General features: G+C 71.6%; 8 protein-coding genes. 5 read left to right on the top strand and 3 right to left on the bottom strand.

Translation table 11 applies throughout. From position 1 onward, the window contains the following. Positions 1 to 85: 85 nt before the first annotated feature. The 3 genes from ACIRQP_RS26205 (at position 86) to ACIRQP_RS26195 (ending at position 5,887) form a co-directional block, all read left to right on the top strand. On the top strand, positions 86 to 1,762 hold the full coding sequence (locus ACIRQP_RS26205) for a SpoIIE family protein phosphatase (RefSeq protein ID WP_403893584.1): 1,677 nt from the start codon (positions 86 to 88) through the stop codon (positions 1,760 to 1,762). Between the two features lie 226 nt (positions 1,763 to 1,988). Continuing rightward, a complete protein-coding gene (locus ACIRQP_RS26200) occupies positions 1,989 to 5,507 on the top strand; it encodes a phosphodiester glycosidase family protein (RefSeq protein ID WP_403893583.1) in 3,519 nt (1,172 codons plus the stop codon). Positions 5,508 to 5,671: 164 nt separating this feature from the next. Further along, a complete protein-coding gene (locus tag ACIRQP_RS26195) occupies positions 5,672 to 5,887 on the top strand; it encodes a hypothetical protein (RefSeq protein ID WP_403893582.1) in 216 nt (71 codons plus the stop codon). On the opposite strand, the gene ACIRQP_RS26190 is transcribed toward ACIRQP_RS26195, so the two are convergent. Both ACIRQP_RS26190 and ACIRQP_RS26185 read right to left on the bottom strand, forming a co-directional pair. After that, complete coding sequence (locus ACIRQP_RS26190) at positions 5,884 to 7,233, bottom strand: cytochrome P450 (RefSeq protein WP_403893581.1); 1,350 nt, start codon at positions 7,231 to 7,233, stop codon at positions 5,884 to 5,886. The genes ACIRQP_RS26195 and ACIRQP_RS26190 overlap by 4 nt on opposite strands. Before the next feature lie 174 nt (positions 7,234 to 7,407). After that, the gene (locus ACIRQP_RS26185; protein ID WP_403893580.1) at positions 7,408 to 8,025 is read right to left on the bottom strand and encodes a DUF1349 domain-containing protein; all 618 of its coding nucleotides are present in this window, start codon (positions 8,023 to 8,025) and stop codon (positions 7,408 to 7,410) included. Positions 8,026 to 8,258: 233 nt separating this feature from the next. On the opposite strand from ACIRQP_RS26185, the gene ACIRQP_RS26180 reads away from it, so the two are divergent. Then, positions 8,259 to 9,782, top strand: a complete 1,524-nt coding sequence (locus ACIRQP_RS26180) for an FG-GAP repeat protein (protein ID WP_403893579.1) — start codon at positions 8,259 to 8,261, stop codon at positions 9,780 to 9,782. A 243-nt stretch (positions 9,783 to 10,025) separates the two neighbouring features. Continuing rightward, a complete protein-coding gene (locus ACIRQP_RS26175; protein WP_403893578.1) occupies positions 10,026 to 11,102 on the top strand; it encodes a TolB family protein in 1,077 nt (358 codons plus the stop codon). On the opposite strand, the gene ACIRQP_RS26170 is transcribed toward ACIRQP_RS26175, so the two are convergent. Continuing rightward, on the bottom strand, positions 11,066 to 11,698 hold the full coding sequence (locus ACIRQP_RS26170; protein ID WP_403893625.1) for a GNAT family N-acetyltransferase: 633 nt from the start codon (positions 11,696 to 11,698) through the stop codon (positions 11,066 to 11,068). The two genes, ACIRQP_RS26175 and ACIRQP_RS26170, sit on opposite strands and share 37 nt — an antisense overlap. Positions 11,699 to 11,896: the final 198 nt, after the last annotated feature.

The raw sequence follows: 11,896 nt of genomic DNA, 5'->3' as shown, positions 1-11,896 counted from the left end.
TGGGAAACGCTTTCCGGTGTTCATGGCGCCGGACCGGGCAGTGGTTCGAGGAGTGGGACGAGCCGATCGGTGAGATGGTGGCTCCATGGCTGATCGGGGCGCACCTCCGGCTGCCGTGTCGCTGCCGGACGACTGGCCCGCCCATCCGGAGCTGAGCCTCGCTCTCAACCGGATGGGAAGCTTCGACTGGGATCTCGCCAGCGGGCTGCTGCATCTGAACGCGCCCGCCCTCCAGATCCTGGGCCTTCGCCCCGAGGAGTACGCCGGCAGTCCGCGCAGCCTCGTCCGCCGGATGCCGCTGTTCGAGGCCGCGCGGCTGAAGAGCCTGCTGGCGCGGGCGCTCAAGGAGGGAGCGACCGAGGTGGCGGCGTACTTCCGGATCGTCCGCCGCGACGGATCACGACAGTGGACCCGTGCCCAGGGGCATATCGCCTACGACGCCGTGGGACGGCCCCGGCGGATCATCGGCCTCGTACGGAACGCGGAACACGAGCTGACCGAGGTGGCCGCCAGAAGCGATCTGGACGAGGCGCGGCGCAGGATGACCGGGGTGGTGGAACGCACGACCGTCCTGCTGGCGCGCGCCGAGACCGTCGAGGACGTCCTCGACGTCCTGCGGGACGAGGAGGCGCTCGGCCATCTCAAGGCCGTGAGCGTCATGCTGGGCGTGGTGGAGGGCGGGTGGATCCGGACGATCGCCGAGGGCCGGTCGGGGTCGTACGTACCGGAGCTGCGGTACACCCGGATCGACGCCCAGTTCCCGATGAGCGAGGTGGTACGCACCCAGCGGCCCCGCTTCATCACCTCGCGCGAGGACTTCCGGTCCTCCTATCCGCTCCTCTGGCCGCATGTCGAGCCGCTGTCCGTGGCCTCCGGCGCCTATCTGCCGCTGCTCGCCCAGGGCACGATGATCGGCGCCATGGGGCTGCTCTACCCCCGGCACGGCGACTTCAGCGCCGAGGAACGCAATCTGCTGGTCGCGCTCTCCAGCGGTATCGCGCAGAGTCTGCAACGGGCCATCCTCTACGAGCAGGAGCACGACCTCGCCCAGGATCTCCAGCGGGCGATGCTGCCCCGGCACGTCCCCGAGGTCCCCGGCGCGCGGACTGTCTTCCGCTACCGCTCCGCGCGCATCGGCCGGAGTGTGGGCGGTGACTGGTACGACGTGCTTCCGCTCCCCGGCAACCGCGTCGGGCTGACGATCGGTGATGTGCAGGGCCATGACACGGACGCGGCCGTGGTCATGGGCCAGCTGCGCATGACGCTGTGGGCGTACGCCGCCGAGGGGCATCCGCCCGACACCGCGATGGCCCGCGCCTCCGCCCTGCTGCGCGAACTGGGCACCGACCGCTTCGCGACCTGCACCTACGCGGAGGTGAACCTGTCGACCGGAGGGCTGCGGATCGTACGGGCGGGCCATCTCGACCCGCTGGTCCGGCGCGCCGACGGCAGCTGCCACTGGATCGAGGCGTCCGGCGGACTGCCCCTCGGGCTCTCCGCGGAGTTCGCGGAGCTCGGCGGGATCGGCTATCCGGTGACCACGGGAGTGTTGGGGCCCGGTGACACGCTGCTGCTCTGCACCGACGGGCTGGTGGAGCAGCCGGGCATCGACCTCGGCGAGAGCCTGGAGGGGCTCAGGGAGACCGTACGGACGGGCCCGGCGGATCTGGAGGATCTGGCGGACCTGCTGTTCGCGGCGGTGGGGGAGCGGAGCGGCGGGGACGACATGGCCCTGCTGCTCCTGCGGCGTGACAGCGTCTGACGCCACGCACGCCCCGGCCGTCCATGTGAGCCGGGACAGCTTCTGACGGCGGCGCAGCTTCCGACGCGGCGTCTGATACCGGCCGGATTCGCTGCCCCGTTCCCCCCTGTCACCGCGTGTTCTCCCCGACGTATCCGCGAACCCCTGGTTCATTGGTGTGAGCACGGCAATGCTGGCGGCCGACATCGCGCAAGCCATGCGTATCCACCGTCTTCCAGGAGAAGTTGTGGGCCCAGGCATCGCCGGGCGGACCGCCGTGCTGTTCGCGGCTGTGACCGCTCTGACGGTGGGGGCGGTATCCCCGTCCTCCGCCGACTCCACCCCCGACCCCCGACCCCGTATCGCCGCGGAGGTACTGCGGCCGGTCGCGCCACCACCCGCGAGCGCGGCCACCACGGACCCGAGAGCCACCGGAACGCCGAGATCCGTCGCCGACGCCGACGGCATCGAGACCGCGCGGGCCTCGCGCCCGATCGCCCCCGGCGTCCGGCTCACCTCGTACGACCGGCTCGAATCCGACAAGTGGCTGCGCGTGGACGCGCTCTCCGTCGACCTCGACGGCACCGGCGCTCAGGCCGACTACCTCTCGTCGGGCAAGGTCTCCGACCGCCGTACGGTCTCGGAACTGGCCGCCGGCCATGACGCGGGACCCGGACGCCGTACCGTCGCCGCGATCAACGCGGACTTCTTCGACATCAACGAGACGGGCGCGCCCCAGGGCCCCGGGATCGCGGACGGCGAGGTCACGCACTCACCCGCGCCGGGCGTCAACCAGGCCATCGGTATCGGCCCCGGGAACGCCGGGCGCCTCCTGAAGCTGTACTTCGACGGCACCGTGACGCTCCCCTCGGGGCCGCGCGCCCTGAACGCCTACAACGCGGCCAATGTGCCCGCCGGCGGCATCGGCGCGTACAACGCGGGCTGGGGTGTGGCCGACCGCGCGCTCACCGTGGACCGGGCGACCCCCGTGGCCGAGGCCGCCGTACGGGACGGCCGGGTCGTCTCCGTGACGGACCGTCCCGGCACCGGAGCGATCGCCGAGGGCACGACCGTCCTGGTCGGCCGGGAAGCGGGCGCCGAGGCGCTCCGCGCCCTGCGCCCCGGGGACCCGGTCACCCTGGAGTACCGGCCGCGCACCGAGCGCGGATCCGTGCCGCGGACCGCTGTGGGCGGCCGTGAACTGCTCGTCGTGGACGGTGTCGCGCAGAATCACGACGGCGAGGGCAACAACACCGCCGCGCCACGCACCGCCGTCGGGTTCTCGCGGGACGGCACCACCATGCAGGTGATCACCGTCGACGGCCGGCAGACCGACAGCGGCGGTGTCACCCTCACCGAGCTGGGCCAGTTGATGCGGCGCGCCGGCGCCCACAGCGCGCTCAACCTCGACGGCGGCGGCTCGTCCACACTGGTCGCCCGCGCACCGGGCAGCGACGCGCTGCGCGTGGAGAACAGCCCCTCCGACGGCAGCCAGCGCACGGTCCCCAACGGCCTCGCCCTCACCGCGCCGGACGGCAGCGGACGGCTCACGGGCTTCTGGGTCGAACCCCGTACCCCCGTCGGCGCCGCCCCGAGCGTCGACCCCGTCAAGGGCGGCCACCCCGAGCGGGTCTTCCCCGGACTGACCCGTACGCTCACCGCGGCCGGATACGACGAGACCTACGGGCCCGCGACGGGCGATCCGCGCTGGCGGGCCGTACGGCCCTCGGTGGGCCGGGTCGACTCCGACGGGGTGTTCACCGCGCGCGGCAGCGGCACCACCGAGGTACGGGCCGAACGCGGACGGGCCGGAGGCGGCACGGAACTGACGGTGCTCGACGGACTCGACCGGATCCAGCCGACCACCCGGCGCGTCGGACTCGCCGACGCCACGGCGACCGGCACCTTCGGCATCGTCGGCCTCGACGCACACGGGACCAGCGCACCCATCGAACCCCGCGACGTACGGCTCGACTACGACCGGTCGCTCTTCTCCGTGACCGACGACGGCCGGGGCTCCTTCACCGTGAAGTCCCTGAAGGGCAGCGGCGCCGGGCGCGTCACGGCCGAGGCGGGCGGCGTCACGACCGTCCTCGCCGTCAGCGTCGGGCTCGACGAACAGCCGGTCTCCGCCTTCGACGACGCCGCGTCCTGGACCTTCAGCCAGGCACGGGCGGACGGCCAGGTCTCGGCCACCCCGGACGGCCACACCGGCACCGGGCTCACCCTCGCCTACGACTTCACCCGCTCCACCGCCACCCGCGCCGCGTACGCGAACCCGCCCCAGCCGATCCCGGTGCCCGGCCAGCCCCAGTCCTTCACGCTCTGGATCAAGGGCGACGGCAAGGGCGCCTGGCCCACTCTGCATCTGAAGGACGCGGCGGGTTCCGACCAGTTGCTGCGCGGCCCGTACATCACCTGGACCGGCTGGCGGCAGGTGACCTTCGCCGTACCGGCCGGGGCCGCGACGCCGCTCAGTGTGTACCGCTTCTATCTCGCGGAGACCGCAGCCACCAAGCAGTACACGGGCGAGATCGTGATCGACGGACTGACGGCGCAGGTGCCGCCGACGGTGGAGCTGCCCGCCCAGCCGCGCCCGGCCGATCCGCTGATCGACTCGGCGGCCGAAACCAGCGCCAGTGACTGGCGGTTCGCGGTGATGTCCGACGCTCAGTTCGTCGCCCGTGACCCCGACAGCGCGATCGTGGCGCAGGCACGCCGTACCCTGCGCGAGATCAAGGCGGCGAAGCCCGACTTCCTCGTCATCAACGGTGACCTGGTGGACGAGGGATCTCCGGCGGATCTCGCCTTCGCCGGAACACTCCTGACCGAGGAACTGGGCGACTCCGTGCCCTGGTACTACGTACCGGGCAACCACGAGGTGATGGGCGGCACGATCAACAACTTCGTGGACCGGTTCGGCCCCGCCCAGCGGATCTTCGACCACCGGGGGACCCGCTTCCTCACCCTCGACACATCGAGTCTGACGCTGCGCGGCGGAGGCTTGGCGCAGATCAAGGCGGTACGGGAGCAGCTGGACGCGGCCGCGAAGGACGACCGGGTCCGCTCGGTGATGGTGATCGAGCACGTACCGCCGCGCGATCCGACCGTCCAGAAGGCCAGCGAGCTGAGCGACCGCAAGGAGGCGGCCCTCCTGGAACAGTGGCTCGCGGACTTCCGCCGGACCACCGGCAAGGGCGCGGGGTTCATCGGCGGCCATGTCGGTGTCTTCGACGCGTCGCGGGTGAACGGAGTGCCGTATCTGATCAACGGGAACTCGGGCAAGGCACCCGCGGCCCCGGCGAACGAGGGCGGGTTCACCGGCTGGTCGCTCATCGGGGTCGACCAGGTCTCGCGGGGCGCGCAGTCGACCGCGCGGCTGACTCCGTGGAAGGGCGGTCCGGACTGGGTCTCCGTACAGACCCGCGCCCACACCGACGTACTCACGCTGGACGCGCCGGCCGCGCTGACCCCCGGGCACAGCGCCCGCGCCACGGCGACCGTCACCCAGGGGACCAGAGCGGTCCCGGTCGGCTTCCCGCTCAGCGCCGACTGGACGGGCTCCCCGAATCTCCGTATCGGCGACCGGAACGGCGCCCGCGCACGCCACGCGGCGGTGTTCGATCCGGCGACGGGCACGCTCACGGCGCTGCGGCCCGGGACGGTCATCCTCGCCGTGTCGGTCAACGGCGTCACGCAGCGGGCGGAGATCAGGATCGCGGCGACGGCCTCCGGAGCGTCCGCGGTGGCCGCGCCGGCGGCGTGACCGGGTGAGTACGGTGGCCCCCGCGTCCGGCCGACAGGACGTGGGGGCCACCGCATGTGCCGACTTTCGGACGGGCGAGCGGGACCGCGCTCGCGACTTTGGTCACCGAGGCCGCTCCTGAAGGCCAATAGCCGTGCTGAGCTCGCCCTTTGTAGCTTCGAGGGGTGAAGACGGTATGCGGGATCCTGTGTTTCCTCCTGTTGTCCCAAGGCGTGGGAGGACTGCTGCACGAATGGACGGACGGGTGGTTCAGCCTCTGGTCGGTGGTGGCGAGGATCGGCTACTTCGACGGCTACGAGATCTATGTGTCCATCGTGCTGATCGTGGCGGGCCTCGGCATGGGCGCGGCCACGGAGAGCGCGAGGAAGCGCGGTCTCTAGGACTTGTCGTGCCGGCTCCGGACGGCGTGGAGAGTGCCGTGTACGGGACGTGACGGCTGGAGGGTGAGCCCCGTGCGCGGCGGGATCTCGCCCCCGTCCACGTCGACATGGAAGCGCTGCGCGAGCGTGGCCAGTACGAGGACGGCCTCCACCATCGCGAATCTGGCCCCGAGGCAGGCGCGCGAACCGCCGCCGAACGGGAACCACGCGTGGTCGGGTACGGCGGCGGCAGCGTCGGCGTCCCACCGCTCGGGACGGAACGCCTCCGGGTCGGGGAACCAGCGCGCGTCGCGATGGGCACTCCACTGGCTGGACCAGAGCACGGTGCCCTCCGCGACCGGATGACCGCCCAGTGTCGAACGCTCCTTGGCGATCCCGGTCATCAGCCAGACCGGGGGATAGAGCCGCAGCGTCTCCTTGATGATCTGCTCGGTCCAGGGCAGCAGCCGGAGATCGTCATGGCCGGGCGCCCGGCCGTCGAGGGCGTCGGTGAGTTCGCGGGTGAGCCTGGCGCGCGCCTCCGGGTTGCGGGAGAGCAGATACCAGGCCCAGGTGAGCGTGGTGCCGGTGGTCTCGTGCCCGCCGATGTAGAGGGTGACCGCCTCGTCCCGGATCTCCCTGTCGGTGAGCGGCCGGTCCTGTTCGTCCCGGGCCGCGAGCAGCCGGCTCAGCAAGTCGTCGCGCTCCTCGCCGCTGCGGCGGCGTAACCCGGTGACCCGGGCCACCTCATGGTCGATGACGGCGACGGCCCGCCTCAGCTTCCGGCGGCCCGGGGTGGGTACCCAGGACGGCAGAAACAGCGTGACGCCGCGGAACTCGTCGCCTATGGCCCGCTGGGCGATGTCCATCGCCGGTCCGATCGTGGACTCGCGCCCCGCGGTGTCGGCGCCGAAGAGCGTCCGTACGGCGATCCGCTGGGTGAGCCCCAGCATCACGTCACGCACATCGAGACGTTGACCGGGCCGCCAGGACTCCGCGAGCGTGGCCGCGCAGTCGGACATCGTCTCCGCGTAGCCCCGCACCTGGCGGGGGCGTACGGCAGGCTGCACGAGGGCGCGCTTGCGGCGCCAGGAGGGCCCCTCCGAGGTGACGACGCCCTCGCCGAGAACGAGCTTGAACGCCCAGCCGAGTTCGGGGTGGCGGTACTCGCTCTCGATGCCGGTGAGCAACTCGCCGATGTGCTCGGGACGGGAGAGGAACAGGGCCCGCTGCGGTCCGAGCCGCCACTCGACGAGGTCACCGTGGCCGCGCAGCCGGGTGAAGAAGCCGAGCGGATCGCGCGCGAAGGCGGGCAGATTCCCGACGAACGGCAGTCGGCGCGGACCGGGTACGGGAACAGTCGTCATGGCGGGGCTCCTCGGCGGTGGAAGGCTGCGGGAGGCGGGGGACGGAGACGACGGGACCCGACAAGCAAAGCGTCCCGCCGCGCCCGGCACCAGAGGGCCCGCACCCTTATATGGCGCTGGAACGGCCCTCGCCACCGGCGGCCCGGCCGTTCGGAGCGCTCCGCTCCTGCCGGATCAGGCCGTTTCGAGGTGCAGCGCCGTGAACCGCGTGGTGAAGCCCGTGCCGTCGGGGGACGCGCACATCGGTCCGGCCTGCGCGGCCGCCTCCGGCGGGAAGTAGGCGAGCCGCAGCATCGTCGCGGGCTCGCCGTCGAGACCGTAGAGGATCGTGACGGTGTCGCCCTCGCGCCGCAGTTCGACGGTCACCGGTGCCGGGGTGTCGGTGAGGTGGGCCAGTGGTACGACGTTCCAGTCCGACACCTCGCGCGTGACGACGGCGCTGAGCTGCTGCCGGCCGTCGACGTACTCGATGCCGGTCTTGATCCAGTTCTTCTCGTCGAGCCGCAGCAACAGCCCGGACTGGTCGTACTGTTCGCGGTAGTCACCGGAGAACGTGACCCGCAGCCGGAACGACGCGGGCACCGGCCGCAGCAGGGCGTGTCCCGTGTCCCGTACGAAGCCGTAGTGCGTGGTCACCCAGAAATCCGTGTCCGGCTCCGTGGTGATGTCCAGGGCGTCGTCGTACGCGGCCCACTGGGCGGGCCGGTTCAGCCATGTCCAGTCGGTGAAGCCGAGACATGATTCGGTGCCGGTGCCGGTGCCGGTGCCGGTGCCGTCGGCGCTCTCGCCCATGGTGTCTCCTCGCGTCAGCGGTCGGGCGCCCACACTGCCATGACGGCGCGTGGATCCGGCGAGCGGGGTCCGACGGTGGCGCGCGGTCGGACGGACGGCCCGCCTCCGTATCGCCCCGCCGCCTTCGTACAACCCTCCCGCCCCATCCGCCGTCCAACATGCACAGGAAAGAACGGGCGCTTTCCCAACACCCCCGCACCAGCCTGGCATTCCTCATCAAAGGAGCCGTTTTCGTGCGCAAGAACAGCATCGCCGTGGCCTCGGCCTCATTCCTGCTGCTGGCGGGCGCGGCCATCACCGCCGCCCCGGCGGCCCAGGCCGGCACTCCCGGCGGGACACACGCCGCCGACCGCAACACCGATTTCAACGGGGACGGGTACGAGGACGTCCTCACCGGCGCTCCGGGGGCGACGGTCGGAGGCCACCGCGGCGCGGGCTATGTCACCGTGCAGTACGGCTCGGCCAAGGGCATCACCACCACCGGCCGGGCCGTCATCGGCCAGAACACCCCGGGCGTCCCCGGAGCCGCCGAGGCCGGCGACGGCTTCGGCAAGGCGCTGGCCTCCGGTGACCTCGACAGCGACGGCTATGACGACGCCATCGTGGGCATCCCCGGCGAGGACATCGGTACGGTCGCCGACGCGGGCGGCATCGTGATCCTCTGGGGCTCTCCCAAGGGCCTCAGCGGTGGAGCCGGTCAGTGGCTGGAGGCGGACCGGCCCACCGCGGGGAAGCGGTTCGGGGCCGGGCTCGCCGCGGCCCGCTTCACCGCCGACACCCCCGGCGATCTGCTGGCCGTGCTCGACCGGACCGATCTGCGGCTTCATCTCTTCGAACCCGCCGCTCCGGGCGCCGCCACAAGTGCGTTCCGGCCGCGGGCCGTTCGTACGGACTCCGGGGCCCTGACGGGCGCCGACCGGTCCGGGGTGGCAGCGGCCGGCCGGGCGATCCAGCCCACCTCGCTCACCACCGGCGACTACGACAACAACGGCTACGCCGACCTGGTCGTCTCGGGCGTCAGCGGCGGCGAGGAGCCGGGCCACGGCTGGTCGGCGCACTGGGCGGGCGGCGCCGACGGTCTGACCCGCGTCCGGGAGCTGCGCGGCGGCCCGGTCGCCGCCTCCGGCGATCTGAACAGCGACGGCTACGACGATCTGGTCACCGGCGAGCCCCACAGCCCGGACGACGGCGGTGAAACGTTCACCGGTGGAGTCGTCGGTGTCTACTACGGGAGCGAGGAGGGCCCGGCCGGCGTCGAGGGGCCCGGCAGCCCGCCGCGGTACCTGACGCAGGACTCGCCGGGCGTGGCCGGAGCCGCCGAGGAGGGCGACGGCTGGGGCACGGATCTCTCGCTCGGTGACACGGACGGCGACGGCTACGCCGATCTGGCCATCGGCGCCCCGGGCGAGGACATCGGCTCGGTCGCGGACGCGGGCGCCGTATGGGTGCTGCGGGGCTCGCCCGACGGTCTGACCACCGTCAGGTCCAGGGACTTCAACCAGAACTCGCCGCATGTCCCCGGCGCCGCCGAGAAGGGCGACCGGTTCGGCGGGCAGGTCCGGCTGGTGGACCCGAACCGCGACGGAAAGTCCGGGCTCCTGGCCGCCGCCCCCGGCGAGAACACGCATGACGGTGCGGTCTGGGTTTTCTCGGCGGGCTCGGGCGGCGTCGGCGCCACCGGCTCGTGGTCGTACGGCGGCGGCTCGCTCGGCGCGCCGTACGCGGACGCCCGGTATGGTGCGGCGATCGACGACTGAGCCCACGCACCGCCGCTTCCCGACCGGCGGGCCCGCCTCCGGGCGGGTTCGCCGGTTTCGCTTGCCCCGGAGCGCTCCGGACCGACTTCGGTCTGCCGGCGAACGTCGTCGTGTCCCAGGTCGCCGCCGGGCGGCGCGAAACTCACCGCGAAGGTCGCCCGGAAGCCGGGCGTCGACACCGTCGCGTTCATCATTGATTCCCCGTCACGTTCTGACAACCAGCTGTCCGAGGAGTAACCGGAAATGACCACACCCTCCGTGCCCACCGGGGGCAACGACGAGCACTCTCAACCGACTCCGCTCGACGGCGCCGACCTCGCGGAGAACGTTCCTTCACCGGGCGAATTGGCGCCCCCCGTCGGGGAGGACCCGTCGGGCCTCTTCCGAGGTCTTGGAGAAGGCCAGACGTGTCGACTCCACGTGTTCGATGTGGCGGCCCGTTCGGACTCGGTCATCGCCGAGTTCGACCACACGGTCTTCGAGGCGCCCAACTGGGGAGCCGACGGAAACACGCTGTATCTGAACGGCGAGGGCGGGCTGTGGGCATTCCCTCTCGAATCCCCGGCCGAGCCTCGTCGCATCGCCTACGAGGGGCTGCCGGCTCTCAACAACGACCACGTCCTCGATCCCGGCGGTGAAGCCATCTTCATGTCCGCGATGGATGGCCACATCTATCGCGGGGCGCTGGACGGCAGCGGCGTCCGCCGGGTCACCGACGAGGACGACGTCTGGCACTTCCTGCATGGAGTCTCGCCCGACGGAACGACGCTCGGCTTTGTCAGGATCGACGGGGCGGGCGGTCCGGGCAGGCTCGCTCTGGTGGCCTCTGATGGTGGTCGGGTCACGGTGGTGGACACGGGCGCGGGCCACATCGACGGTCCCGAGTGGTCCCCCGACGGTGAATGGATCTACTTCAACACCGAGCGCTGGGCATCGAAACCCGGGCACGCCCAACTGGCCAGGGTGCCAAGCGAAAACCCCTCCGCGGACAAGATCGAGCGGCTGATCTCGACCGATACCGTCGACTGGTTCCCCCACCTCGCGCCGAACGGACGCTTGGCCGTGTATCTCCAGTATCCGGCGGGGACCGTGGGCCATCCCGTAGACCACGATGTGGAGCTGGTCCTCGTCGATACCACGGACTGGTCCACGCCCTTGGCACGTGTGCCGGTGTTCGGCGGGCAGGGGACGATCAACGTCAACAGCTGGAGTCCCGACTCCCGGCGATTCGCGTTCGTTTCGTATCCCCATGACACCCGCGTCGAAACCGATGCGCTGTCCACTCAACCGTCGGCGAGTGAGGTCGAGCGCCCGAGATAGGTGAGCGGACCGGGATCCGGCACCGCGATCTCCTGGAAGCCGAGCCGGTCGTAGAAGGCGCGGGCGGAGGCGTTGGCGGTGACCATCGAGAGATGGACCGCGTCGGCTCCCCGGTCACGCAGGGCGCGCAGAAAGGTGTGCATCAGGACCCGGCCGTACCCCTGGCGCTGCACGGCGGGCAGCAGATCGATATGCAGATGCGCGGGATAACCGGCCAGTTGGGGCAGGATCATCCGCTCCGGCCGGTGCAGCAGGGCGATCATCTCCTCGCTCGGGGTACGGGCCGGGCCGACCGGTTCCGGATAGCGGGCGGCGAGCGGCGGCAGCCACACCTCGCGGAAGGCCCTGACGAAGCGGGCGGTGTCGGACGTGCCGAGGACATAGCCGACGGCCCGGCCCCGTCCGTCGTCGAGGACGAAGGTCGACTCGGGCTCCAGCGCCGCGTACGGCGCGGCGAAGATGCTCGGCATCAGGTCCGGATCCGGATAGAGGTGCCGGGAATCCCCGCCCGCGTCCGCGGTGCGTACGCAGATGTCGTGGAGCGCGGGAAGGTCCTCGGGGCGGTAGGGGCGGACCGTGGCGAGTAGGTGCGGCACAGCAACGCATGCTGCCAGTAGTGGGAGCGCTCCCACAAGGGTGGAGTCGGTGGCATAGCGGGCGACATCGACCGACCGTACGGCGTGCACGCTTGCGCACACTGTACGGGCTCCGTACAGTGTGCGGAGTGATGAACGCCGTACGTAGGTGCTCGTCGTCGCTTGTCCCTCGTCACCATTCGAAGCCGCAGGAGATGA

This window comes from Streptomyces sp. NPDC102274 (assembly GCF_044766385.1).
GTDB lineage: Bacteria > Actinomycetota > Actinomycetes > Streptomycetales > Streptomycetaceae > Streptomyces.
This window is presented reverse-complemented; position numbering and strand designations above follow the sequence as displayed.

Bases quoted from the DNA above. Each gene is read 5' to 3' on its own strand.
- ACIRQP_RS26190 (WP_403893581.1), bottom strand. From the start codon at position 7,233: ATGACGACTGTTCCCGTACCCGGTCCGCGCCGACTGCCGTTCGTCGGG.
- ACIRQP_RS26175 (WP_403893578.1), top strand. From the start codon at position 10,026: ATGACCACACCCTCCGTGCCCACCGGGGGCAACGACGAGCACTCTCAA.
- ACIRQP_RS26185 (WP_403893580.1), bottom strand. From the start codon at position 8,025: ATGGGCGAGAGCGCCGACGGCACCGGCACCGGCACCGGCACCGGCACC.
- ACIRQP_RS26205 (WP_403893584.1), top strand. From the start codon at position 86: ATGGCTGATCGGGGCGCACCTCCGGCTGCCGTGTCGCTGCCGGACGAC.